The organism is Halovibrio sp. HP20-59, assembly GCF_033052795.2.
GTDB lineage: Bacteria > Pseudomonadota > Gammaproteobacteria > Pseudomonadales > Halomonadaceae > Vreelandella.
Genome location: NZ_JAWJUW020000008.1, coordinates 13,725 through 39,694 on the forward strand (window position 1 = coordinate 13,725; position 25,970 = coordinate 39,694).

The 25,970-nt window shown below is 58.5% G+C and carries 20 protein-coding genes; 9 read left to right on the top strand and 11 right to left on the bottom strand.

The genetic code is table 11. From position 1 onward, the window contains the following. From smc to RZA33_RS10875, 4 genes are all read left to right on the top strand, one after another. Entirely contained in the window at positions 1-3,495 is a 3,495-nt protein-coding gene (gene smc / locus RZA33_RS10860; protein WP_317507734.1) for a chromosome segregation protein SMC, read from the top strand. A gap of 373 nt (positions 3,496-3,868) precedes the next feature. After that, positions 3,869-5,593, top strand: coding sequence for a cell division protein ZipA (zipA, locus tag RZA33_RS10865; protein WP_317507735.1), 1,725 nt, complete (start codon positions 3,869-3,871; stop codon positions 5,591-5,593). A 142-nt stretch (positions 5,594-5,735) separates the two neighbouring features. After that, on the top strand, positions 5,736-7,772 hold the full coding sequence (ligA, locus tag RZA33_RS10870; protein ID WP_317507736.1) for an NAD-dependent DNA ligase LigA: 2,037 nt from the start codon (positions 5,736-5,738) through the stop codon (positions 7,770-7,772). Beyond that, positions 7,772-8,047, top strand: coding sequence for a YheU family protein (locus tag RZA33_RS10875; protein ID WP_317507737.1), 276 nt, complete (start codon positions 7,772-7,774; stop codon positions 8,045-8,047). The genes ligA and RZA33_RS10875 overlap by 1 nt, the downstream gene beginning before the upstream one ends. A gap of 653 nt (positions 8,048-8,700) precedes the next feature. Here the strand turns inward: RZA33_RS10875 and mnmC are convergent. Both mnmC and RZA33_RS10885 read right to left on the bottom strand, forming a co-directional pair. Continuing rightward, entirely contained in the window at positions 8,701-10,707 is a 2,007-nt protein-coding gene (gene mnmC / locus RZA33_RS10880; RefSeq protein WP_317507738.1) for a bifunctional tRNA (5-methylaminomethyl-2-thiouridine)(34)-methyltransferase MnmD/FAD-dependent 5-carboxymethylaminomethyl-2-thiouridine(34) oxidoreductase MnmC, read from the bottom strand. A 158-nt stretch (positions 10,708-10,865) separates the two neighbouring features. Beyond that, positions 10,866-11,165 carry a YciI family protein gene (locus RZA33_RS10885; protein ID WP_088700669.1) on the bottom strand — a complete coding sequence of 100 codons (300 nt, stop codon included), beginning with the start codon at positions 11,163-11,165 and terminating at the stop codon, positions 10,866-10,868. A 149-nt stretch (positions 11,166-11,314) separates the two neighbouring features. Here RZA33_RS10885 and RZA33_RS10890 point away from each other — a divergent pair, with 149 nt between their 5' ends. Together RZA33_RS10890 and RZA33_RS10895 are read left to right on the top strand one after the other, a co-directional pair. Then, positions 11,315-12,229, top strand: a complete 915-nt coding sequence (locus RZA33_RS10890) for a PHP domain-containing protein (protein ID WP_317507739.1) — start codon at positions 11,315-11,317, stop codon at positions 12,227-12,229. Between the two features lie 87 nt (positions 12,230-12,316). After that, positions 12,317-12,940: an L-threonylcarbamoyladenylate synthase gene (locus tag RZA33_RS10895; RefSeq protein WP_317507740.1), complete on the top strand. Its 624-nt coding sequence runs from the start codon at positions 12,317-12,319 to the stop codon at positions 12,938-12,940. Positions 12,941-13,058: 118 nt separating this feature from the next. On the opposite strand, the gene RZA33_RS10900 is transcribed toward RZA33_RS10895, so the two are convergent. Continuing rightward, positions 13,059-13,958, bottom strand: a complete 900-nt coding sequence (locus tag RZA33_RS10900; RefSeq protein WP_317507741.1) for a CYTH domain-containing protein — start codon at positions 13,956-13,958, stop codon at positions 13,059-13,061. A 137-nt stretch (positions 13,959-14,095) separates the two neighbouring features. Here RZA33_RS10900 and RZA33_RS10905 point away from each other — a divergent pair, with 137 nt between their 5' ends. The 3 genes from RZA33_RS10905 to argA all read left to right on the top strand — a co-directional run bounded on the left by RZA33_RS10905 (position 14,096) and on the right by argA (position 17,581). Continuing rightward, positions 14,096-14,776: a TIGR00153 family protein gene (locus RZA33_RS10905; protein ID WP_317507742.1), complete on the top strand. Its 681-nt coding sequence runs from the start codon at positions 14,096-14,098 to the stop codon at positions 14,774-14,776. Between the two features lie 10 nt (positions 14,777-14,786). Next, positions 14,787-16,052, top strand: a complete 1,266-nt coding sequence (locus RZA33_RS10910) for an anion permease (protein ID WP_317507743.1) — start codon at positions 14,787-14,789, stop codon at positions 16,050-16,052. A 215-nt stretch (positions 16,053-16,267) separates the two neighbouring features. Then, positions 16,268-17,581 carry an amino-acid N-acetyltransferase gene (gene argA, locus RZA33_RS10915; RefSeq protein WP_317507744.1) on the top strand — a complete coding sequence of 438 codons (1,314 nt, stop codon included), beginning with the start codon at positions 16,268-16,270 and terminating at the stop codon, positions 17,579-17,581. 30 nt (positions 17,582-17,611) lie between these two features. On the opposite strand, the gene RZA33_RS10920 is transcribed toward argA, so the two are convergent. The 8 genes from RZA33_RS10920 to nuoI form a co-directional block, all read right to left on the bottom strand. Continuing rightward, positions 17,612-18,169, bottom strand: coding sequence for a carboxymuconolactone decarboxylase family protein (locus tag RZA33_RS10920; RefSeq protein WP_317507745.1), 558 nt, complete (start codon positions 18,167-18,169; stop codon positions 17,612-17,614). A 60-nt stretch (positions 18,170-18,229) separates the two neighbouring features. Further along, the gene (locus RZA33_RS10925; protein ID WP_317507746.1) at positions 18,230-19,555 is read right to left on the bottom strand and encodes an aspartate aminotransferase family protein; all 1,326 of its coding nucleotides are present in this window, start codon (positions 19,553-19,555) and stop codon (positions 18,230-18,232) included. Between the two features lie 122 nt (positions 19,556-19,677). After that, entirely contained in the window at positions 19,678-21,138 is a 1,461-nt protein-coding gene (gene nuoN, locus RZA33_RS10930; protein WP_317507747.1) for an NADH-quinone oxidoreductase subunit NuoN, read from the bottom strand. Further along, positions 21,138-22,670, bottom strand: a complete 1,533-nt coding sequence (nuoM, locus tag RZA33_RS10935; protein ID WP_317507748.1) for an NADH-quinone oxidoreductase subunit M — start codon at positions 22,668-22,670, stop codon at positions 21,138-21,140. Before nuoM ends, nuoN begins: the two co-directional genes overlap by 1 nt. Next, on the bottom strand, positions 22,667-24,535 hold the full coding sequence (nuoL, locus tag RZA33_RS10940) for an NADH-quinone oxidoreductase subunit L (protein ID WP_317507749.1): 1,869 nt from the start codon (positions 24,533-24,535) through the stop codon (positions 22,667-22,669). The genes nuoM and nuoL overlap by 4 nt, the downstream gene beginning before the upstream one ends. After that, positions 24,532-24,840, bottom strand: a complete 309-nt coding sequence (gene nuoK, locus RZA33_RS10945) for an NADH-quinone oxidoreductase subunit NuoK (RefSeq protein ID WP_317507750.1) — start codon at positions 24,838-24,840, stop codon at positions 24,532-24,534. The genes nuoL and nuoK overlap by 4 nt, the downstream gene beginning before the upstream one ends. Then, complete coding sequence (nuoJ, locus tag RZA33_RS10950; RefSeq protein ID WP_317507751.1) at positions 24,837-25,382, bottom strand: NADH-quinone oxidoreductase subunit J; 546 nt, start codon at positions 25,380-25,382, stop codon at positions 24,837-24,839. Before nuoJ ends, nuoK begins: the two co-directional genes overlap by 4 nt. Positions 25,383-25,400: 18 nt before the next feature. Continuing rightward, entirely contained in the window at positions 25,401-25,970 is a 570-nt protein-coding gene (gene nuoI / locus RZA33_RS10955) for an NADH-quinone oxidoreductase subunit NuoI (protein WP_317507845.1), read from the bottom strand.

Below are 25,970 nucleotides of genomic sequence, written 5' to 3' on the forward strand. Positions count from 1 at the left end.
ATGCGCTTAACGTCGATTCGCTTAGTCGGTTTCAAGTCCTTTGTAGATCCAGTGACGGTGCCCTTCGATGGCAACATGACCGCCATCGTGGGCCCTAACGGCTGCGGTAAATCCAACATTATTGACGCCGTTCGCTGGGTGATGGGGGAGTCCTCCGCCAAAACCCTGCGCGGCGAATCCATGGCCGACGTTATCTTTAACGGCTCCACCGGTCGTAAACCCATCAGCCAGGCGTCCATAGAGCTCAAGTTCGACAACCGCGACGGCAGCATGGGCGGTGTTTACGCCCAATACGCCGAAATCGTGGTTAGGCGTTTAGTCACCCGGGACGGGCAGTCGAACTACTTCTTTAATGGCCAAAAGTGTCGGCGCCGCGATATCGCCGACCTGTTTATGGGCACCGGCTTAGGGCCGCGTTCCTACGCCATTATCGGCCAAGGCATGATTTCGCGGCTGATCGAAGCCCGCCCGGATGACCTGCGCTCGACACTGGAAGAAGCTGCGGGTATCTCCAAGTACAAAGAGCGCCGCCGGGAAACCGAAAATCGCATGCGGCGAACCCAGGAAAACCTGGAGCGTCTGGACGATATTCGCGAAGAACTGGATAAGCAGCTAGAGCGCCTCAAGCGTCAGGCCGAAGCCGCCAAGCGCTATCAAGATCTCAAGGAGCAGGAGTATCGGCTCAAGGGCGAGCTGGCGCTGCTGCGTGGCCGCACCTTGCGCGTCGAGCAGTCGCACCAGGAGGGCCGCGTTCGCGAGTTGGAAATCGCGGTCGAAAAAGATGTCTTCGGCGTCCGCCAGTGCGAAACCCGCCTGGAGCAGGCCCGCGAGCAGCACGACGAGCTGTCTGAAGTGCTCGATCGCCACCAACAGCAGTTCTTTGAAACCACCACGCGCATCGCTCGTTTAGAGCAGGATCAGGCCCACCGGCGCAGCCGTGAAACCCAGCTAGCCAGCGACATCGCCACGGCCCGGCGCGAGTTGGACGAGCAGCGCCGCGTCAGCGAAGGTGATCAGGAACGTTTAGCCGCGATTGACGAGCGCTTTGACGATCTGCTCCCCGAACACGAAGCCCTCGAAGAGCAGCTTGAAAACCTTGAGCAGGCGTTGGCCGACGCTTCCCCCGCGCTGGAAGCCGCCGAGCAGCAGTGGGCCGATGCCGAAACCCGCTGGCGGGATGCCAGCCGCGATGCAGATCGCAGCCAGGATCAATTGCGCGACCTTGAGCAGCGCATCCAGCGCCTGCAGGCGGAAAACCAGCGCCGCCGTCAGCAGCGCAGCGAGGTAGCCGACCTCACTGCGCTGCGCGAAGAGCACGCCGTGTGCCAAGCGCAGTTGACCGAAGCCGAGGAGCAGGCAGAAGGTTTTCAAACCCAGCGCGATCAATGGCAGCAGCGCTACGGCGATGCTAAAGCAGCCTACCAGCAGGCCACTCAGACGCGGGACAATCAGCGCGCTGAACTCAGTCAGCGCCAGGGTGAGTTGGCTTCACTTCAGGCGTTAATTGACGCTGCCCTGGTGGATCACGATCCTGCTATTGGCACGACCTTAGAAGCGCATGGCTTAGCGGATGCTCCGCAGCTGGGTGAAGTACTGCACGTCGAGCCCGGCTGGGAAACGCTGGTGTCCTGGCTGCTCGCACCCTGGCTCAATGCCCGCCTGGTGGATCGCCACCAACTGGCCGCTTTGCCTGAAGCCCTAGCCACGGAGTGGCGGCTGATTGAACAGACGCCGCCCGCCGCCTCAACCTCTGGCCAGCGATTGGATAGTTTGGTTAAAGGTGCTGGTGCGTTAGGTGAATGGTTAGCAAGTATTCACTATACGCAAACGGCAGAAGAAGCACAGGCGCAGGTAGCGCACCTTGCCCCCGGCGAAAGTGTGGTAAGCCAGGATGGCGTTTGGCTGGGCCGCGGCTGGCTGCACCAACAGGCCAACGGCGAAGGTATCGACGGACTGCTATTAACGCGCCGCCGTTACGCCGAACTGACCGCCCAGCGCGAAAGTGAAGAAGAGGCGCTGGCGTTGGCAGAAGCGCAGTGTGAGGCGGCCAGCGAGACCATTGAAACCCTGGAGCAGGCCCGCGAGCAGCAGGCCGAACAGGAGCGCGCCCACGCCGCTACCTTGCAGCAGTTGGCGGTAAAAGAGCGCAGCCTGGGCCAGCGCTTGGAACATCTGGAGAGTCGCGCCACTGAACTCGATGAAGAGCTTGCCCAGCTGCAAGAGGATGAAGCGGAGTTAGCGCTTACCATCGATGAGCAGCGTGCCCGCTGGCATGTGGCGATGGAACAGTTGGAAAGCGCGGCACAAGCGCGGGAAGCCAGTGCTGAGCAGCGCAATCGGCAGCGTGAAGCGCGTGACCAGTTGACTCAGCAGCATGCCCCGCTCAAAGCGCAGCAGCAGGCGCTGGCACTTGAGCGCGAACGCTTAATCGCCGAACGCGATAGCCTGCGTTCCCAGCAGTCGCGCTCAAGCGACAGTGAAGAACGCTTGTCACTACGTATAGCCGAGCTGGAAGAGTCGCGAGAAATGCTGCTCGAACCTGACGAATTGGCCGGGGAAGAGCTGGAAGAGCTGCTGCACCAGCGCGAACAGCAGGAAGGGCGCTTAAACGCTACTCGCCAGCAGGCCCAGGCGCTGGCAGAACAGCTGCGTAACGATGAGCTGGCCCGTCAGCAGCACGAACGCAATCTGGAGCAGAGCCGTGAGCAGCTGCAGCAGCGACGTATGGACGTTCAGGCGCTGGCGCTAAAAGCCGCTACTCAAGACGAACAGTTGGAAGAGCTGGGCCATAACGTCGAAACCCTCACCGAACAGCTGCCCCAGGAAGCCACGGAAACGCATTGGCAGGAACGCCTGGAAAGCACCACGGATAAGATTCGCCGTTTGGGGGCAATTAACCTCGCTGCCATCGAAGAGTACGATCAGCAGGCCGAGCGGCGTAACTATTTAGAAGCGCAGCACGCCGAGTTAACCGAAGCGCTGGAAACGCTTGAGCGGGCAATTAAGCGTATCGACCAAGAAACCCGCGTGCGCTTCCGGGAAACCTTTGATCAGGTGAATGCCGGGCTGCAGGCCCTGTTCCCCCGCGTGTTTGGCGGCGGTGCGGCATGGCTAACGCTGACCGGCGATGATCTGCTGGAAACCGGCGTGGCAATCATGGCCCGCCCGCCGGGTAAAAAGAACAGCACCATTCACCTGCTTTCGGGCGGTGAGAAAGCGCTGACCGCGCTGTCGTTGGTCTTTGCTATCTTTCAACTTAATCCTGCGCCCTTTTGTATGTTGGATGAAGTTGATGCGCCATTGGATGATGCCAACGTGGGCCGTTACGCCAGGTTAGTAAAAGAGATGTCGGAGAACGTGCAGTTTATCTATATCACCCACAACAAGATTGCCATGGAAGCCGCCGAACGCTTAATGGGAGTTACCATGCAAGAGCCAGGCGTGTCGCGTTTAGTATCGGTGGGTATCGAAGAAGCGGCGGCGCTTATCGATTAAGGCTATTCGCCCTCGTTTAGCAAAACTAGAGCAATAAAAGCCAATGGATTATCTTTTATTGGCTAAAAGCGCAAAAAGATGGGCTTAAGCGTTCAACTTAACTATATTAGTCCTATTAATAAAAGCCTAGCCCTTATGCGAGGGTGCCACTTTTGTTTGAAGCCAAGGGCGAATTTTTCGCCTTTAACAGTGTCGATATTTCGCTCAGGTGTGAAAATCGCGTTAAATACGGTGAAAACTGGTCATTTTCCTAGCAATCGCGCTATGCTAATGGTTAATATTTGTTCAATAGCCGTTACCGTTTTCCAAATTCAGGCATGATTTTCAATCACCGTGCCTTAGCAACCGGCAAGACGACCATGGAACTTTCAACATGGAATTAAGAGAGTGGTTAATTATTTTAGGGCTGGCGTTGGTATCGCTCATCGTTATTGACGGTGTTCGAAGACTGCAACGACAGCGACGTGTACCCCGCTTGGATCAAGCGGACAAGGATACTGACAGCCAGTTTGAAGATCCCGAAGAGGCTGCCAAGGCAGCGGAAATCAATTGGGAACTGCCGAATGGTGGCGCGCGAGTCGTTAAGCCAGCCGATTACAGCGGTTTAGGCAATAAGCCAAAGTTAGAGCGTCAGGAGCACCCCGGGCCTTCCAGAGTGCTGGCTGAGTTTAGACGCTCTGCGTCGGAGAAGTCGGCCAAACGCAAAGCGATTAAAGCCGAAAAAGCCGATGCGATAGCAAACTCTCGATCCAACACGGCAACATCGCAGCAGCGAGTTGATGCCGAGCCTGCCTCCGTAAGTGCGGAGACTCATGACGCAGCAAGTGACTCAGTCGCATCAGCGAGTCATCAACAACCACCGGTTAGTAGTGAACATGAGCGTCGCGAGCCGAGTATTTCCTTGTCTCCTCAACAAATGTCCTCGCCGCAAACCGAGCAGCCTCTGCCTACTGAAACTGCGCCCGAAACCGATCCTCCAATGACGCCTAATGCTAATGCAGCGGAAACACCGGCGCCATCCCCGTATGAACAGCAGGAACCTGTGCTGCGCGCCGAGCCAGAAGATGCCGTATTCGCTAAACACGCCAATGAAAATTCGCCGAAACGGCGTCAGTTGCGCTCTGATACAGCGGGCGAGTACGACGAGTTGGATGATGACGAAATTGATGAGTATCGCTTAGTCGACTTTGAAGGCATGGGGCGCTCACTGAAGCGTCGTTTGATTGCGCGGCGCAAAGAGAAACAGCGTAAGAAAGCTGAGAAAGCGGTGCGTGATCAAGCCTTGGCCAAGCAGAAGGCTGAACGCAAAGCGCTAGAAGCAGAGCAGAAACGTGAAGCCAAAGAAGCCGCTGATGCAGAGCGTGCCCGCCTTGCTCAAGAGCAGGCCCAAGCTCGTGAAGAAGCTGCGGCTAGCGCGGCCGCTGCCGACAGGCTTGCTGCTCAGCAGCGTGCTGCTGACGAAGAGGCGCGTCGCTACGAAAGCAATGAGGTTGCAGCCCACGAAGAGGGTTTTGAGGAAAGCTTCGAGGCTGACGCTTACGACAGTCAAGCTGACGACGAACATGGGGCGAATGAACGGGTTCACCCAACGTTAGAAAAAGCACTGCGCCATGATGTGAACGGCGAACATGCCAAAGAAACGCTGACTAATGCCGAAGAAGTCGTGGTGATTAGCGTTCTCTCCAGAGACCCTGAAGGTTTCGACGGCACCAAGCTGCTTGACCTGATGATGGTGTGCGGTTTGCGCTACAGCCGCACGATGGGCGTTTTCCACCGCTTTGAAACCGAGAGCGACGATAGCGAGCTTCAGTTCTCGATGTTGAATGTGGTTAAGCCGGGCACTTTCCCCATTGAAGAGATGGGTGAGTTTATGACACCCGGCATCACGCTGCTAATGCCGCTACCTGGCGCCGTCGATAGTAGCGCTGCCTTTGAGGCGATGGTAGAAACCGCCATGGTGGTGGTTCGTCACATGGGCGGCGAGCTTAAAGACGAAAACCGCAGCGTCATGACCGCACAGACAATCGAATTCGCCCGTCAGCGGGTGCGTGAGTTTGAACGTCGCCACCGCCTGCATCGTCAACTGCAAGCGCGCTAATCGTGCTCAACTAACCGACGAAGTAGCACTTGCCGTGAAACACCCGCCTTCTTGCCAAAGGCGGGTGTTTCTGTTCAATACGAAGCACATTTTGTATTTTCAAATTTTTGCACTTTATGCTGCGAGTCTGGAACCCATTCAAATGAGTCAGTCTGATTCTCAAACGCTGGAAGAGATTACCCAACTGCGGGCCGAGCTGGACGAGGCTAACTACCGCTATTATATATTGGACGAGCCAACGCTGACGGATGCCGACTACGATCGTAAATTTCAGCGTTTACAGCGGTTAGAGTCTGAGCACCCGGAGTTGGTCACTCCTGATTCACCCACCCAGCGTGTAGGCGCCGCCCCTGCGGAGGGCTTTCCGTCGGTAGCCCACGCTATCCCCATGCTGTCGTTGGATAACGCCTTTAGCCGTGACGATATCCTCGCTTTTGCTGAGCGAGTGGCCGAACGCCTCGAATGCACGGCGGACGACGTTGAGTTTACCTGCGAGCCAAAGTTGGACGGCGCGGCCGTCTCGTTAGTCTATGAGCAGGGCATGCTGGTGAGCGGTGCGACCCGCGGCGATGGCCGCACCGGCGAAGGCATTACCTCTAACCTGCGCACGTTGCGCTCGGTACCGCTCAAGCTGATGGGAAAAAACGCGCCCGCGCTGTTAGAAGTACGTGGCGAGGTAATAATGCGCCATGCGGGCTTTGAGGCGCTGAACGAGCGCGCCCGGGAAGAAGGCAGCAAGGTCTTTGCCAACCCGCGTAACGCAGCGGCAGGCAGCCTGCGTCAGCTCGACCCGCGTATTACCGCCAAGCGCCCGCTAGAGTTTCATGCTTACCAGGCAGCGCGTTTGGAGCCAGACTTAGGGGATACGACTCACAGCGAATTAATGCAGCGTTTGTCCACATTAGGCTTTCGCGCCAGTTCAGAATTGAAGGTGGTCAAAGGCCCGCAGGCCGTTGCCGATTACTGTGAACAGTTGGGCGAAAAGCGCGATGGCTTAGGTTTCGATATCGACGGCGTGGTGATCAAGGTGAACGATCTGCGCCACCAGCGTGAACTTGGCTTTGTTGCCCGCGCGCCGCGCTGGGCGGTGGCATTTAAGTATCCGGCTCAGGAAGAGATCACTACGCTTAACGACGTGGAATTCCAGGTCGGCCGTACCGGGGCGATTACGCCCGTGGCGCGTCTTGAACCTGTCACGGTGGCCGGTGTGACGGTGTCTAACGCGACGCTGCACAACGCCGATGAGATCAAACGCTTGGATGTAATGATCGGCGATACGGTGTCGATACGCCGCGCTGGTGATGTGATTCCCCAAGTAGTGAGCGTGCATGCCGAGCAGCGGCCAGCGGATGCCAGGGCGATCATTTTTCCCGAACACTGTCCGGTGTGCGGTTCGGATATCGAGCGTATTGAAGGTGAAGCGGTCGCTCGCTGTTCGGGGGGGCTTTACTGCGCAGCGCAGCGCAAAGAGGCGCTCAAGCATTTCGCCAGTCGCAAAGCGCTGGATATTGACGGCTTGGGCGAAAAGCTGATCGTCCAGTTAGTTGATTTGGGCTGGGTGGAAACACCGGCGGCGCTGTTTCATCTGACAGTAGAGCAGCTTAAAAGCCTGCCGCGTATGGGCGAGAAGTCAGCCACCAACTTGGTCAACGCGCTTGAAACCGCTAAATCGACTACGCTGGCGCGGTTTATTTATGCGTTAGGTATTCGTGAAGTAGGTGAGGCCACAGCGGCCAATCTCGCCAACCACTTTGGTACCCTTGAAGCTATTCAAGCCGCGGAGTTGCAAGCGCTGGAAGCGGTCAACGATGTCGGCCCGATTGTGGCCGCCCATGTGCATACTTTCTTCCGCCAACCGCACAACCAGGAAACCATTGCCGCACTGATTGATGCAGGCATTACCTGGCAAGAGGCGGAAGTCACCCAAGGCCCGACGCCGCTGGAAGGCCAGACCTGGGTGCTCACCGGCTCAATGGAGAGTATGACCCGCGATGAGGGCAAAGCACGTTTGCAGGCGTTGGGTGCTAAGGTAGCGGGCAGCGTATCGAAGAAGACGACTTGCCTGGTTGCAGGCGAAGCGGCGGGCAGTAAACTTACCAAAGCCGAACAGATGGGCGTGGAAGTCGTGGATGAAGCCACTTTTATTGAACGTTTGGCAGAGTGGGAGAAACAGAGTTAATGAGCCGTTTTATTGAAGTACCCACCCGAATGCTGCCACCGGACACCCTCAATGCCCTGCTGGAGGCGTTTGTGACCCGCCAGGGCTACGACACTACCGATACAACGGGCGAGGGCATGCACGGCTGGGTAGTCGAGCTGAAAAAGCAGCTTGAGCGCAATGAGCTGATTATCGCCCACGACCTTGAGCTAGAGATGACCGAAGTGATGACCCTAGCTCAATGGCGTTCGTTTGGGCGCGATGTCGCCGACGACGAAGAAGAGGGGGATATTTAGCCTCATCTTGCGAAAAGCCTCCCAAAATGTCGTTGCGAGGAGCGCAGCGACGCGGCAATCTTTGCTGGCATTGGCAGGCAAACCCGAGATCGCCGCGCTTCGCTCGCGATGACACCCCTATGTCATTGCGAGGAGCGCAGCGACGCGGCAATCTTTGCTGGCATTGGCAGGCAACCCCGAGATCGCCGCGCTTCGCTCGCGATTACACCCCTATGTCGTTGCGAGGAGCGCAGCGACGCGGCAATCTTTGCTGGCATTGGCAGGCAACTCCGAGATCGCCGCGCTTCGCTCGCGATGACACCCCTATGTCATTGCGAGGAGTGCAGCGACGCGGCAATCTTTGCTGGCATTGGCAGGCAACCCCGAGATCGCCGCGCTTCGCTCGCGATGACACCCCTATGTCATTGCGAGGAGTGAAACGACGAAGCAATCTCAGCCTATCGGTGCACCCTCCCCAGATTGCTTTACTCCGTTCGCAATAACGCCAAATGTCATTGCGAGGAGCCTGCGACGAAGCAATCTTTGCTGGCAGTGGCAGGCAAACCCGAGATCGCCGCGCGTCGCTCGCGATGACAAGAGAGTGTTATGGTCAGGTGCGCACCCAATATGTCGTTGCGAGGAGCGCAGCGACGCGGCAATCTCAAGCTTGTCTATTAAGTCTCTCCCCGAATAATCGCACTAATAATCCGCCGCCCTGTGTGTAAATGGTCTACCAACGGTGCTTCCAGCGGCATTGGCTCGTCGCAGATTCGTGAGGCGATTACCTCGGCACAGAGCGGAGCGCTGGCGAGTCCCCGCGAGCCGTGGGCGGTGGATATCCACAGGCCTGGGTAGTGCCTGCCAGCTACTTCTGCGATACGAGTAGCATCCTTGCTCAGCAGCGAATAGTCCGCCCGCCATGCTTCTGCCACCGGCACGGGCCCTGCGTAAGGGGTTTTGTCGGGGCTTGCTGCGCGCACGGCGGTACGGCCCTTAAGGTTCTCAGGGCTCAGCTCAATGCCTGCCTGTTCCAACGCCTCTATCAGCGTGGGCAGCGTCTGGCGTAGCTCATCGATATTGCGCTGATGGTCGTTGTCCGTCACATCAGTGGTCGCATTGTTGGGTACAAAGCTAGCGCCGAAAGTCAGCACGCCATCTAAAGCAGGTGCCACATAGCCTCCGGCACATACCACGCGTTTAGGGCCCTCCACCTCATCGGGTAGCGTTAGCTCGCTAATCTGGCCGCGCACCGACTGCAGCGGCAGCTCAGCCGTTTGCGAAAAACGGTTGGCCAAATGCGCGCTGGCAATCACCACCTGATCCGCCTCCAATGCGCTGCCATCAGCCAAGTTGAGCTGCCAACCGGTCTCTCGTTGTGTAAGGGAGCGAACCTCGCCTTGCTGCATGCGAATGCCTGGCTGGCCAAGCAAGTGCTCGCACAGTGCCTTAGGCCTTACCCAGCCTGCCTGTGGATAATAAAGCCCGTGAGGAGCGTTGACAGTGATTGCCGCTGTCTCGGTTAACGCCGGGTTCTCCATGCCAGTGACGATTTCAGATGGCAGCGGGTGTTGCTCGATAAAACGCTGCTGGCGGCGCGCCTCTTTATCGCTGCTTGCCAACTGCACCACGCCGCTGGGCTGCCATAAGGTTTGATTAGCATGTTGCTGCGTTAGCCAGCGCTGGCTGTACAGCAGCCCCGCGAGGTAAACCCGGCTTTGATGGTTGGTTTCAGCAGCGAGCTTTACATACAGCGCGCCCTGGCGATTACCCGAACCGCCCGCACCGGGGGCTTCGCGCTCTACCACCGTTACCTTAATGCCCCGCTTTGAAAGCGCTGCCGCGACAGTGCTACCCGCTAATCCCGCGCCGACTATCACAACGTGCCTAGCCTGTGCCGCAGGTGGTGGGGTAAACCAGGGCGTGGCCTGGCGGCGGTGATCCACAGGCGGAGTTTCGATACTGCCCGCTAGCATTTCCCGCTTGCGCCCATAGCCCGGCACTTTCTTCCAGTTAAAGCCCGCCGCTTTCAGGCCCCGCTTGACGATGCCCGCGCAGGTAAACGTGGCGAAAGTCGCGCCAGGGCGTGAACGGGCGGCCATGGCGTTAAACAATTCAGGCTGCCACATATCGGGATTTTTAGAGGGCGCAAAGCCGTCTAAAAACCAGGCGTCGACCTGACCATCCAACTGCTCCAGGCGCTCAGTGGTATCGCCGAAATGCAGATCAAGGATGACGCGATCGGTTAAGTGCAGGCGGTGAATACCGCTAACGGCGGCTGGCCATTGAGCGCACAGCACCTGTGCATAAGTGGCCAGCGAGGGCCAGCTCGCTAATGCTTGTTCAAGGGCACCTAGCTCAAGGGGAAACTTCTCTGTGGATAACAGGTGCAGTCGTGCAGAAGAAGGGGCATGTTGTTCAAAACAGGCCCAGGCGCAGAGCATATTGAGCCCGGTGCCAAAGCCGGTTTCGCCAATCACAAAGGGCCGCGCGGCTTCCCAGACGGCAAAGCGTTCGGGGAGGTGGTTGGCACCCAGAAAGACATGCTCGGTCTCTGCGCGCCCATCGCCACGGGTGAAATAGATGTCATCAAACGCTGTTGCGTGGGGGGCTCCCTCGTTCCAGGTAAGGGTTGGCGTCGTTAATGCCGCAAGCGGTGGCAAAGCGTTTGAACGTTGGGTCACGCAGGTATCCTTATTGATGAACAGGTGGTTAAAAAATGATCAATTTGTCAGCGCTGGCGTTATCTCTGGCTTAGCGCAAAGCGTCCGCCGGGTTTGCACAGAGTTTTCCACAGGCTCTGTGAAAAAGCCGACGGACCCTCCACACTCGCCTATTGGCGTCAAGGCATAACTTTCTTGAACGGCTTAACAATTACCTTGGCATACACACCTGCAATCATGTATGGGTCGGCGTCGGCCCAGGCCTGGGCATCTTCCAGGCTGTCGAATTCCGCCACTACCAAGCTGCCGGAAAAGCCTGCATCACCAGGATTTTCAGCATCAATGGCAGGGTGAGGGCCGGCCAGTACCACGCGGCCTTCATCGCGCAGCGCTTCCAGGCGCGCCAAATGGTCGGGTCGAGCCGCTAAGCGGCGTTCTAAGCTATTGGGTACATCTTCACTCATAATGGCATACAGCATTTGGGGTTAACTCCTTGATAAGACGAGGATGCAAAGTGACCGTTAATTGACCGCAATGGCATAAGCGCGCACCATATCTTAACCATTACGAACGTTTTATTCACAGCTGAAAAAGCGCATTCTGACAAACTGGCCACACGGCGTCATTTATGTCCCGACTTCCTAATACCTTTGATGCCGATCAGCGCTACCCAGTTGATTTGCACATGCACTCAACCGCTTCCGATGGTGCGTTAACGCCCACCGAGCTGGTAACCCTGTGTGCCGAACGCGGGCTGACGCACATGTCGCTCACCGATCACGATACCATGGACGGCATTGAAGAAGCGGGCCACGCAGCGGAGAAAGCAGGGCTGTGTCTTATCCCCGGCTGTGAGTTATCCACACGCTGGCAGGGCGTCAATATCCATGTGGTGGCGCTGATGCCCGGCGGCTTACAGGGGGCAATGGTGGAGGGCCTGATTCAGCAGCGTGAAGCGCGGATACAGCGTGCAGTAGTGATCGCCGAAAGACTGGAAAAAGTCGGTTTATCCAACGCGCTGGAAAAAGCCCGACTGCACGCAGGCAGCGACCGCCCGCTAGGCCGCCCGGACTTTGCCCGCGCGCTGGTGGCAGAAGGCGTGGTGCCGGACTGGGCCAGCGCCTTCAAGCGCTATTTAGGCAGCGGTAAAAAGGGCGATGTTAAAGCCCACTGGCCGGAAATCAGCGAAGCCGTGAGCTGGATCGTCGATTCCGGTGGTGTGGCCGTGATTGCCCATCCACTGCGCCACGGCTTAACCCGGCGCAAGCGTGGCCTGTTGATGGATACTTTTCAGGCGGCGGGCGGCCAAGCGGTTGAACTGGTCAGCGGCCAGCAAAACCCGGATAGCACCCGTGATCTGGCGCGTCAGCTAGTGGAGCGCGACCTATACGCCTCCATGGGCAGCGATTTTCACTTCCCTGGCAGTCATGCGGCGCCCGGCAGCATGAGCCTAGTGCCGCGCACGGCGGCGCGCCCCATATGGCAGCACCCTCGTTTGGTGCATCTGCGCGATGCGTTACCCGGCCTACTGGCGGTCGGTTAAATCACAGCCGGGTCATTTCAGAAGCCGGTCAGTTAAAAGCCAAGTCGGCTATGCTGTATACGCAGTGTCTACGGATAGGAGTTACCAATGAGCCAATATTTTCAGATTCACCCGGAAAACCCCCAAAAGCGCCTCATCGATCAGTCGATTGCGATCATTCGTAAAGGCGGTGTGGTCGCGTATCCAACAGATTCGGGCTATGCCCTTGGCTGCCACCTGGGTGAGAAGAAAGCCATCGAGAAGATTAAATGGCTACGTTCACTGGACGATAAACACAACTTCACCCTGGTGTGCTCCGACCTCTCGGAAATTGGCACCTACGCCAAGGTGGATAACGATGTATTTCGGTTGCTGAAAGCCCATACCCCCGGCCCTTACACCTATATTCTGGATGCCACCTCAGAAGTACCGCGCTTACTGCTGCATCCCAAGCGTCGCTCGATTGGCGTGCGTGTGCCGGATCATCGTATTACCCACGCATTACTGGCCGCATTAGGCGAGCCGTTGATGAGCGTCACGCTGATTCCGGTGGGCGATGACCTGCCCATGAACGACCCGGAAGAGATCCGCGAGCGTTTTGGCGCCCACCTGGATGCCATTATCGACGGCGGCGCCTGCCATTTAGACCCCACCAGCGTCATCGACCTGCGCGAACTGCCGCCGAAAATCATCCGTGAAGGGCGCGGCGATATCACGCCTTTTCAGGCTTAGCGCTAGGCGTAAGCTAGTCAGCCGCCGGTTCTTCTTGCGCGTCTTTTTACGTGGCTCGTCGCTATTGTCGTCTAGCTGAAATGAATCCCGATACAGCCCTGAAACGAGCATCCAATGGCTAGCGCAGCGCGGTTTGGTGCGCCAAACGATGCGCGAGCGCTAACGCCGCTTTACCGTAGGCCGTATTGGGCTGGCCGTACTCATCGAGCGCGCCGGGAAGTGCCTGGGCATAGCGGCGAGCGGTGGTATCCAGTTCGGGATGGTCGGCGAGGGTGGCCAGTGCCTGCTTGGCGTCGCTTAGAAAACTGGCTTGTTGGCTGTCGTGGTAGGCGTCCAGCGCCAGCGTAGCGCGGTGCAGCCACTCGGCAGGGGAATGAGCCTCGGGCAACGGCCAATACTGGTTGCTCAGTGCATTGCCGCGAGACGCCTTACTGCTGTCCGAAGGGCGCAGCGGCACCTGTTCGGCAAGCATGAGAGCTAGCGTCCATAACGCTTCAGGTTCGCCGCTCTTTAATTCCAGTTCCAACTCGCGAATCGGCGTACGGTAGCCATCGCTAATAATTTCGCCCTCATCCAATACCAACTCGATATGACTCTCCTGACCTTGTACGCCCTCTTTTAGCTGCCAGCTACGCCGTGTGAAATCGGTGCTGAGTTGGGGGGCGAGGGCCTCTAGCACACCGCTGAGTTCGCCTTGGAAAGGAGGGAGTTTTGCAATTGAAGCGAGATCCAGCTGTGGGCTAGACACCTGCCATTCCCACTCTTCGCGTTGTGAGAGTCCACCACCGCCTTGGCCTGCGGTTTTCACCGTTTGTAGCACTTGGTTGTCTACCTGGCGTAGGCGTAGCGCAATGCGTGCCTCGGCTAAATCGCCCTGTGGGGTATCAAAGTAAGTGTTGGTCAGCGATTGCTGATGTTCGGGGTGTGCAGCGAGATGCGGGTGTTGAGTAAGCGCCGCAGGCCCTGTAGGGGCGAGGGCCAGTTTAAGTTCCACTTCCATGGGGTTTAGGCTTTTCATGACGCTAGCCACCTCGTTATCGTGACATTTAGATGAATATTTGATGACATTTGTGAACTTTTCATGACGGCGGCGGACGCACTCTTTATACTGGCGCCGCCATTTCCAGGCTCCCCGAAAACAGGCTAAAAGGCATTATGGTTACCTCCAATCCTTTTTCTTCGATGTTTGGCCGCTCGCCATTCCAGCCGTTATTGGCGCATATCGTCAAGACGAATGAATGTGCTGATCAGCTGTTGCCGTTTTTTGAAGCAACCCTTGCCAATGACTGGGACACCGCGGCAAAACTGCGCGAAAACGTCACCCATCTAGAACATGACGCCGATACGCTGAAAACCGAGCTGCGGTTGAACCTGCCCAACACCATGTTCCTGCCGGTCTCGCGTTCTGACCTGCTCGACCTGATCAGCGTACAGGACAAAATTGCCAATAAGGTACGCGACATTACCGGCATTATGCTGGGGCGTAAAATGCGCGTGCCGGATGAGCTGGCTGATCCCATGCGTGACTATATCCGAACCAGCGTTGCCTGTGTGGCACAAGCACGCCAAGCGTTGGAAGAGCTCAAGGATCTACTTGAGTCCGGCTTTGGTAAAAACGTCTCTGATGTGATGCAGAAGATGATCCGTGAACTGCATACCCTAGAACACCAAGCCGATGACCAGCAGGTGATTATTCGTCGTCAGCTGTTCTCCCTTGAGAGCCAGTTGCCCCCCGTCGATGTGATGTTTCTCTACAAGATCATTGAATGGGTTGGCGAACTATCCGACCGCGCCGAGCGCGTGGGTAGCCGTCTGCAGATTCTGACTGCCCGCTAAGGGGACTTACATGCTGATTATTGCCCAGTACGGTGAAATCTTCATTATTCTGGCCTGTTTGTTTGGCTTCTTTATGGCCTGGGGCGTTGGCGCGAACGACGTGGCCAATGCAATGGGCACCTCGGTGGGGTCGAAAGCGATCACCATCAAACAAGCGATCTTGATCGCTGTTGTTTTTGAATTTCTAGGGGCCTGGTTAGCCGGGGGCGAGGTTACCAATACGATTCGTAAAGGTATTATCGACCCTGAGCTACTGCAGGAGGACCCGCAGCTGCTGGTATACGGCATGCTGGCAGCACTGCTGGCCGCGGGAACATGGCTGCTAGTGGCTTCCATGAAAGGTTGGCCGGTTTCCACGACGCACTCGATTGTCGGCGCGATTGTGGGCTTTGCGGTCGCCGGGCTAGGCCCCGCAATGGTCGATTGGGGTGCAGTTGGCAAGATTGCCGCCAGTTGGGTGGTCTCACCCTTGTTGGCAGGCACCATCGGTTTCGTGCTGTTTAAATCGGTACACCACTTGATTTTCGAGGATGCCAACCCGTTCACGGCCGCCAAACGCTATGTGCCGGGCTATGTGTTTCTGGTGGGCTTTATCGTTTCGATGGTCACGCTGACCAAAGGGTTATCCCACGTAGGGCTCGATCTAACCTTTAATCAGAGCCTGCTGCTGTCGATTCTGCTGGGTCTGGTGATTATGGGCATCGGCCTGATCATGCAGCGGCGTATCAAGTTCGAGCACAATGCTAACGACCACTTCGGCTATGCCAACGTAGAGCGCGTGTTCGGCGTGTTGATGATCTTCACCGCCTGCGCCATGGCCTTTGCCCACGGCTCCAACGACGTGGCGAATGCGGTTGGCCCACTGGCGGCAGTGATCAGCGTGGTGCAAACCGGTGGTGAAATTGGCAGCTCTGCACTGGTGCCTTGGTGGGTGCTGGTACTTGGCGGCGGCGGTATCGTGGTGGGCCTGGTCACCTACGGTCATAAGGTCATCGCGACCGTAGGCACCGGGATTACCGAATTGACTCCCAGCCGTGGCTTTGCCGCTACCCTGGCGGCAGCCACGACGGTGGTGTTGGCCTCGGGCACTGGCCTGCCGATTTCTACTACCCACACTCTGGTCGGCGCGATTCTTGGGGTAGGGCTGGCGCGCGGCATGGCGGCATTGAACCTGCGGGTTATCGGCACAATTGCGGCGTCCTGGCTGATTACGCTGCCCGCAGGGGCAGGTCTCGCAATTCTGTTCTTCTTTATGTTCAAGGGCATGTTCGGCTAAATTTAGGCTCGAACGCTTTTAGACACCGTTAAGCGATACCATCACAGCGGCATCTTCATGTTTATCTGCATTAGATTGAGCAGATTGGCATTTGAAGGTGCCGCTGTTTTTCGTGCTCTGGTAAAGTAACCGGAGTCTGTTTTTGAGATTGTTTTTGAGATTGTTTTGAGACTGTTTTGAGACTGTTTCTTTCACCTGCTGCCGGAGAGCGGCCCTTGGATACGCGCTTCCCCTTTGTTGATTGGTTTCGTAACGCTTCCCCCTATATTAATGCCCACCGGGGACGAACCTTTGTCATCTTAATTGAAGGCGAAGCCATGGCGTCTGGCCGCGGGGAGCAGCTGATTCAGGACTTGGCCCTGCTGCATACCTTGGGCGTTCGCCTGGTGGTGGTGTTTGGCATTCGTCCCCAGGTGCATGAAGCGCTGACCGCTGCGGGCGTCGAGCCCACGCGCATCGAGGGCCGCTGGGTGGCCGACCGTGCGGTGATGGCCCATGTAGAACAGGTCGCCGCCCGCCAGCGTTTGTGGCTGGAAGCGCGGCTCTCCCTTGGCTTGCCCAGCACGCCGTTGCATGGGGTGGAGCTAAGCGTGATTTCTGGCAACCTGGTGACTGCCAAGCCGCTAGGCGTGCGCGAAGGTGTTGATTTTGATCACAGCGGCGAAGTGCGCCGGGTGCGCGCCAGCGCCATTGAAGGCCTGCTGGAAAAAGGCTCGCTGGTGCTACTGCCACCGCTGGGCTTTTCCAGCACTGGCGAAGTGTTTGACCTGGACGCCTCCGAAGTTGCCCAGCACGCCGCCGTGGCGCTAAAAGCCGACAAGCTGATTCTGCTCGGTGAATCCGAAGGGCTGGAAGACGAACAGGGCGCACTGCTGCGCCAGCTATCACCGGCGGAAGCCGAACCGCGCTTAACCCACGCCGTACCAGGTAGCGAGTTAGCCCGCCACTTGCAGGCTGCCTGCACCGCCGCACGGGAAGGGGTGGCGCGTACGCACCTGTTGTCCTGGCACAACCACGATGCCCTGCTGGGCGAGCTGTTCACCCGTGACGGTGTAGGTACCATGATCACCCAGCACCGCTACGAACAACTGCGCCCGGCCACGCTCAACGATGTGGCGGGCCTGCTGGAACTGCTGGAGCCGCTTGAGCGCCGCGGCATGCTTGTGGCGCGCTCCCGCGAGCGCCTTGAGTATGAGATTGACGACTATATGGTGATCGAGCGTGACGGCATGGTGATTGGCTGCGCCGCGCTACACGTCTTCCCAGACACCAGCATTGCCGAGCTTGCCTGCGTGGCGGTACACGACAACTACCGTGGCGGCGAGCGCGGCGAGCGTTTGGTGGAAGCCTTGGAGCGCCGCGCCCGCCAGCGTGGGCTTCAGGAAATGTTCGTGCTCACCACCCACACCGCCCACTGGTTTGTAGAGCGCGGCTTCCGCGCTGCCAGCCTGGAAGACCTACCGCCGTTGAAACGCGAAACCTACAATCACGCCCGTAAATCGAAGGTGTTGGTCAAGCAACTGGCGTAATTCGCTTATTAGCAGATCCGGATTAGCGGTTTAACGCGGGATTAGCGAAAACAGCGCCGGCTGTTGTCGCGCTTCTTGCTCAATAGCATCGTCAATCGGTGTGTCGTAGGTGTTGAGTAGATAGCCCAGCACCGAATAGAAACCCACCATGGCGATCAGGTCGATTACCGCCTTGCGCCCGATCGCTTCCGCCAGTTCTGCTTCCTGCTCCTGGGCCAGCCTGCGCTCATCGAATAACGCATCCACGGCGTTGACGATAAGGCCGTCAACGCCTTCGGGCATACCGCGAATCGCATTAACCCGGTGTGCGGAGAATCCCAGGGCGAGTGCACGACTAACATGATGGGCCCACTCGTAGGCAGAGCCCATACGCAAACCCGCACGTAAAATCACCACTTCGGTCAGTTCCGGGCCTAACGCATTCTCCTTAACAACGTGTTGGCGCAAAGGTGCCCACGCTTCGAGCAGGGCCGGGTGATGGGCCATGGTGCGATAAACGTTGAGTGCGCCAGCAAAGCCCTCGCGTAAATCGGTGATCTCCTCAGGCCAGTCGGCGTCGGCAATAGGCGGGCAGGGAGAAGAGGGCATGGGTGGTCTCCTTTCACATAGTTATTCGGGTCGTAATTCAGATCGTTGTTGAGTGTGCGATCACTCTGCGATGGCGGCGTCTATGGCCTCGGCAATGCGTTCAACGATCAGGTCTACTTCGTCAGGCTCAATGATATAGGGTGGCGCCAGCAAGATGTGGTCACCGTTAATACCATCGATGGTGCCGCCCATCGGGTAGCTGATCAGGCCTCGCGCCATGGCTTGCCGCTTGATCTTGGCGTGAAGCTTGCGAGCCGGATCGAAAGGCGTTTTGCTCTCTCTGTCCGCCACCAGCTCAATGCCGCGAAACAAGCCTCTTCCACGAATATCGCCCACATGGGGCGATGCGCCGAGTGCCGTTTCAAGGCCGCTCTGCAGTCTGGCTCCCATGGCGTTAACGTTTGCCAGCGTCTCTGGCCGTGCAATGATCTCAACCACTTTGTTGGCGGCCGCGGCGGCCACTGGGTGGCCAAGATAGGTATGGCCATGCTGAAACAGCCCAGATCCATTGGCGAAACTGGCGTAGATGTTGGCCGACAGCATCACCGCGCCGATAGGCTGATAGCCGCCGCCCAAACCCTTGGCGATCGTAACGATATCCGGCGTTATCCCATCTTGTTCGCAGGCGAAGACGGTGCCGGTTCTTCCCATGCCGCACATCACTTCGTCGAGAATCAGCAGTACGCCGTATTTATCGCAAATGCCACGCACGCGCTTGAAGTAATCCGCCTCCGAGGCAACCGCCCCTAAGGTGGCGCCGACGACGGGCTCGGCAACGAAGGCCATGACGTCTTCAGGGCCAAGTTCCAGAATCTTTGCCTCAAGCTCCTCGGCAAGCCGGGCCGCGTAGGTCTCGGGCGTCTCATAGGTGGCCTTGTCGCGATACGCATAGCAGGGCGATACATGGTGGGTTTCTGGCAGGATGGGCTGAAACTGCTGGCGCCGCATGGCATTGCCACCGGTGGCAAGCGCCCCGATGGTATTGCCGTGGTAGCTCTGGCGTCTGGCAATGATGTGCCGCCGTTGGGGCTGATTAATCTCGACAAAGTACTGCCGGGCCATTTTAAGCGCCGCTTCAACGGCTTCTGATCCCCCCGACACCAAGTAGACATAATCCAGCCCAGCGGGGGCTAAAGCCACAAGCTTTTCGGCAAGCTCCTCGGCAGCATCGGTAGTGAAGAATGAGGTGTGGGCGTAACAGAGGCTATCGATCTGCGCGCGCATCGCCGCCAGCACTTCCGGGTGGGCGTGCCCGACGCTGGTGACCGCTGCGCCTCCCGACCCATCCAGATAGCGACGCCCCGTGGTGTCCGTTATATAGACACCCTGTGCCGACGCAGCACGAGGCAGTTTCCCGCCGATACCGCGATGAAGAATACGTGTCATGGACTCTTTCCCTCATTATTAAAAGCAGTGTGTTACTGGTAAGGAAGTGTAAGGGTGAGTCGTTAACCAAGCGACGATGTTCCATTGCCCTGCACGTTTTAGGCGGTTTAAATGTTAGGCAGTCAAGCCGCCCTCGCCAATGCCGCTAACCAGTCAATCATTGGCACCGGGTAAATACCCAGCAGCAGTATGAGAACGGCAATCACCATGAGCGTCAATTCGCCTACCCGTTTTTGCTTGCCTTCAAGGCTATCACGCGGTTGGCTGCCGGGTTCGGGTAAATACAGCGTGACCATTACCCGCAGGTAATAAAACAGACCGATAGCGCTTCCGGCAACCACGCCGCCCACCAGCCACCAACGGCTGTCCGCTACGCCCAGAGCGATGATGTAGAACTTGCCGATGAAGCCAGCGGTCAGGGGAATGCCCGCCAGCGAGAGCAGGCTGAGCGTCATTACCGCCGCCAGCCAGGGGCTGCGCCAAAACAGTCCCCGGTAATGGTGCAGCTCGGCGGCGTCCTCGCCATGGGGAGAACAGGACACGTGCATGATCACGCCAAACGCGCCGAGGGTGGCAACGACATAAGTGAACAGGTAAACACCGCTGGTTTCGACCGACAGCGGGCCTTCCACCGCAATGGCGATCAGCAGGTAGCCAAGATGCGCGATGGAGGAATAGCCTAGCAGCCGTTTCAGGTTGAGCTGAAAGAGCGCCAGCAAATTGCCCCCCAACATGCTGATGAATGCCAGCAGGCTAACCAGATTTCTGAGCCACTCACTCTCAACGGCGGGTACCGCCATCATCAAGCGCAGCAGCACCAGAAATACCGCCAGCTTGCTGATCGTCGCCAGCACCAGAGTCGCCGGTGCTATCCCGCCCTGGTACACATCCGGTGTCCAGAGATGGAAGGGCATGATGGAAAGCTTAAAGCCCAAACCGACAACGATCAGCACGGCACCGCCGAGGATCCACGGGTCTGGGCCGCCACTAAGCCCTGAGGTAAACGCTGAGGTAAGCCCTGCGGTAAACGCGCCGAATTCCAGCTGGCCGGTGCGGGCATAGAGCAATGCCATGCCGAACAGTAAAAAGGCGGTGGCCGCCGCAGACAAGACCAGGTACTTGATACCCGCCTCCAGCGAGCGTTCTGTCCGAAAACGGTAAGCCACCATGCCGTACAGTGGCATTGAGAGTAACTCCAAGCTGATGAACAGCATGGCCATATGGCTGCTGGCCACCAGGCCCAGCGCACCGGTCACCGCACACAGTAATAACAGGTAAAACTCTTCTTGCGGCCCCGTGTAGCTTGCCAAGTAATGAGGGCTCATGGCGGCAATGGCCAGGGCGCTGGCAAGCACCAACACGCTGCCCATGAGCGCAATGCCGTCCAGCGTCATCAGCGGGGGCGAAGCGGCGGCGTTTGACGCCAGCGGCAGGCTCATTAGTGCCAAGACCAGGCCGCCGACGGTCAGCGCCGCCGTACCGTTGTGATGACGCTGCCAAGCGATGCCGAGCATGACCAAGATGGCCGTCGCGGCAACGATGACCAGCGGTAGCAGCCCGATGAGATCCGTCAGTGTCAGCATTAATCTACCTCCTCTGCCTGGACGGCTAAGCCTGCGCTATCGGAAAATAGTGCCGCCACCGGCTGGACCATGGAGGACGTGGTATCCAGCAGAGGTTGTGGGTTAAGGCCTACGGCCAGGGTCAGGCCGAGCAACAGCAGCATCATGGCGTATTCGCGGGCATCGGGACCTGCCAGCTGACCCTGGGAAGTTTCACGCCCAAAATGTACCCGTTGCATCAGCAACAGTGAATAAATAGCGGCCAGCACCAGCCCGCCGCTGGCGATGACGACCACCACCGGGGCGCTTGGGAACGTGCCAAACAGCACCATAAACTCACCGATGAAATTGGCCGTGGCCGGCATGCCCAGGGACGCTGCGACAAAGAACATAGTGAATCCAGGCAGCGTGGGTATCCGCCCCCATAAGCCGCCCATCTGACGCATGTCCCGGGTCTTGACGCGCTCGTAGAGCTGGCCGCTGAGAATGAACAGACCGGCGCTCGAAAAGGCGTGCGCCACCATGATCACGATGGCGCCTTGCATCGCCAGCTCCGACCCGGAGTAAAGCGCAATCAGTACGAAGCCCATGTGGGAGATGCTGGTGTAAGCAATCAACCGTTTGATGTCCTGCTGGCCGCAGGCGAGAATCGCGCCGTAAAAAATACCCACCAGCCCCAGGGTCATGGCCACCGGCGCAAAGGCTTGCGACTGCTCTGGAAACAGGGGAATCGCAAAGCGCAGGATGCCGTAGGCAGCAGTTTTCAGCAAAATGCCCGCGAGATCCACGCTGCCCGCGGTAGGCGCCTGGGCATGCGCATCGGGCAGCCAGCCATGCAAAGGCACCACGGGCAGCTTCACCGCAAAGGCAATAAAAAACCCCAGCATCAACCAGAAGGCCAAACCGTCGGGCACATCGGCATCCAGCAGGGCGTTATAGCTGAAGGTCATGACACCGGTGTTGGAATAATTGACGAACACCAACGCTAGGATGGCCACCAGCATCAGTAGGCCGCTGGCCTGGGTATAGATAAAGAAACGGGTGGCGGCGCGGATGCGGGTTTGCCCAGGAGAGCCGCTGTGCCCCCACAGGGCAATCAGAAAATACATGGGCACTAGCATTGCTTCCCAGAACAGGAAAAACAGGAACAGGTCCAGGGCTAGGAAGACACCCACGACGCCACTCATGATAAACAGCAGATTCAGGTGGAAAAAACCCACCCGCTGAACAATCTCGTTCCAGGAGCAAAGTACCGCCAAGGCGCCCAGCAAACCCGCCAACGCCACTAAAATCAGCGATAAGCCGTCCATGGCCAGGTGAATCTCAATACCAAAACGCGGAATCCACGGCACTCGCCACTCTAGTAGCCAGGGGCTTTCGCTAACGCCTGGCGGGCTGAAATCCCCGCCTACCCAAAGCACCAGGCTGGTGACCAGCACCAATAGCATGGTGCCCAGGGCAATCCAGCGCGGTGCCTGTTGGTTCCATCGCTCTGCTTGCCAGCACAGCAGGCTGCCGAAGAAGGGAATCAAAATCAGCCAGAGTAGTATCATCTGCCTCCTCCACTCGTCAGCACCAGGCTGATCAGGATGACCGTGACCCCTAACACCATCACGCAGGCATAGGTTCGCACGCGGCCGTTCTGAGTGCGCACCAGGCCGGCGTTGCCAGCGCGCGCGATCAGCGCCAACAGGTTCATGCCTCGGTTGATGAAGTCAAAACGCAGCCCACGCACCAGCCACTGCCAGGGCCGAACCAGCCCCCATTTGAACAATGCATCAAAGCCCCAGGCGCGGTTCAACAGCGCCCAGCAGCGTGCGCCAGCGCCCTTGCCAGCGATGCTGTGAAGCCATTGCCGACGCATCACGAACAGCCAGCCAGCCAGGGCCAGCCCGGCGATGACCGCGCCTGTCGCCAATACCTGCAGCAGGGTATGGCTGGTGTCGCTAGTCTCGCCCGGTGCTGCCGGGAATAGCTCGCCAAGCCCAGGGTAGAGCCAGGCACCGAGGAAGGTGGACAGCACTGCAAGGACGATGAGGGGCAGGTGGTGGGTGAAGGGGTTTCTGCCAGGCTCGGGGTGGCGTGCGTGGTCGCTGCCCGGTTCACCATGAAAGGTGCCCAGGATCAGCCGCACCGTATACAGGCCGGTCAGCACCGCGCCCAACAAACCGGCGATCAGCAAACCGGTCTGGTCGGCGGCCATGGCCTGCCACAAAATCTCATCCTTACTGAAGAAGCCTGCAGATATCAGCGGTAGGGCCACCAGCGCCGCGCCGCCGACGATAAAGCCCGCATAGGCCACCGGCAGCTTCCGCCAAAGCCCGCCCAGTTTGTCCATCTCCTGTTCATGGTGGCAGCTAATGATCACCGACCCGGCGGAGAGAAACAGTAGCGCCTTGAAGAAAGCGTGCGTCGTCAGGTGGAAAATAGCCGCATCAAAGGCCCCAACCCCCAAGGCGACAAACATGTAGCCGATCTGGCTCATCGTTGAGTAAGCCAGCACGCGTTTGATGTCGGTTTGGGCCAAGGCAGCAAACGCCGCCAGCAGCAGCGACACCGCCCCGATAACGCCGACCAGCAGCAGCACGTCCGGTGCCAGCAGAAACAGCCCGTTCAGGCGGGCAATCAGGTAGACCCCGGCGGTGACCATGGTGGCCGCGTGGATGAGCGCCGAGACCGGCGTGGGGCCGGCCATGGCATCCGGCAGCCAGGTATGTAACGGCACCTGCGCCGACTTGCCCAGTGCACCGCCGAGAATCAGCAGCGCCGCAATATTGGCCGTCGTGCTGCCCTCGGCCCAGACGCGTGGCGCCTGCTCCAACACCTGCCCGATATCCAGGGTGCCGAGTTCGACGAAGATTAAAAACATTCCCAGGGCGAGAAAAACATCGCCGATACGCGTGACGATAAACGCTTTGAAGGCCGCCCAGTTATTGGCTTCATGCTGATAGTAATAGCCGATCAGCCCGTAGCTGCACAGGCCGACGCCCTCCCAACCCAGAAACAGCAGCAGGAGGTTATCCGCCAGCACCAGGGTCAGCATGCTGAACACAAATAGGTTCATCCAGGCATAGAAGCGGGTGATCCCCGCCTCGCCAGCCATGTACCAGGCGGCAAACAAGTGGATCAGAAAACCCACGCCGGTGATTACCGCCATCATCAATAGTGACAGGCGGTCCACCGTGAGCCCCATGGTGGGCTGAAAATCGCCTACCGCAACCCATGTCCAGAGGGTGACGCCTTGGCTTGCGCCCGAATACGCCAGCAGCGCCCAGGCGGTCGCCAGGGCGGCCAGCCCGACGCTGCCCACGCCAATGAACGTGCTACCGCGTGGGCCCAGCCGCTCACCGGAAAAAGCCAGCATCACCGTGCCCGCCAGTGGCAATAGGAACGAGAGTATGGTCGCTGCTGTCATCATCCACGCATCCTGCTGACGTTATCGAGCTTGAGTGAATGGAAACGTTGGTAGAGCTGTATCATCAACGCCAACCCCACGCTGGCTTCAGCGGCCGCGAGCGTAATCACCAGCAGGAACATGGCCTGCCCATCCGGTTGATTCCAGGCGGTACTGCCCACGATAAACGCCAGCCCGGCGGCGTTGAGCATGATTTCCAGGCTCATGAGAATAAACAGCATGCTGCGCCGAAGCATCAGTCCTGCCAGCCCTAGGGCGAACAGAATGGCGGCCAGCATCAGGCCATGCTCCATCGGGATCCCGTTCATGGCGTATCTCCACGGTCAGGGGCTTGCCGCGACGCTGGGGTGGTGTGCCCTGGGTCGTTGCGCCGCCCCACGTGAGAGGCCGTCACCAGTGCGGCCAGCAGCAGAAGGGCGGACAGTTCCACCACCATGAGCCAGGGGCCGAACAGCGTCAGGCCGATACCCCGGGCGGTGATGAGCTCGCCGTCAATGGTCATATCGACCTCTCCCGATGCGATGAGCACCACCAGTACCGCGAGTAACGCTAAGGCCAGCAGGGATGGCCCTACCCAGTAGAGCGGTTGCCGCCACTGGGGCGCGCGTTCTTCATCCCCGCGCAGGTTAAGCATCATGACCACGAACACGAACAGCACCATGATCGCCCCGGCGTAGATGATAATCTCCAGGGCGCCGGCAAACGGCGCCCCCAGGGCGAAGAACACCAGCGCCACGGCGATCAGCGAGACAATCAAATAGACCACCGAATGCACCGGGCTGGTGCCGGTGATCACGCCCACGGTGGCCAGCACCGCCACCAGGCTGCTGAGATAGAAAGCCAGTTCCATCAGTGCCTCCTTGTTCGGTTAGGGGAGCAGGGTACGAACATCTTCCGGCGCCTCCTCGTCCTTTGCCTGGCCTTTGTCTTTACCCCCAATGGCCATGCCGGCCACCTTGTAGAAATGGTAGTCGTGGTCCTTGCCGGGGCCGTTGATCAGCAAGTCTTCCTTCTCGTACACCAACTGCTGGCGGTCGTATTCGCCCATCTCGAAATCCGGTGTTAGTTGGATGGCGGAGGTGGGGCAGGCCTCTTCACACATGCCGCAGTAAATGCAGCGGGAAAAGTTGATGCGGAACCACTCCGGGTACCAGCGGCCGTCGTCCATTTCCCCCTTCTGCAGGGAGATGCAGTCCACCGGACAGGCTACCGCGCACAGGTTGCACGCCACGCAGCGTTCTTCGCCGTCCGGGTCGCGGGTAAGTATGATTCGGCCCCGGTATCGGGGCGGCAGGTAGACCGACTCTTCCGGGTAGCTGACTGTCTCCCGCTTGCGAAAGCCGTGCATGAACACCGTGCCAAGCGTGCGTAACAGTGAGCCGGTGGCGGGCACCAGCCGGTATGCGGTGTCGATGATCGGATGCTTGTTTCTATCCAT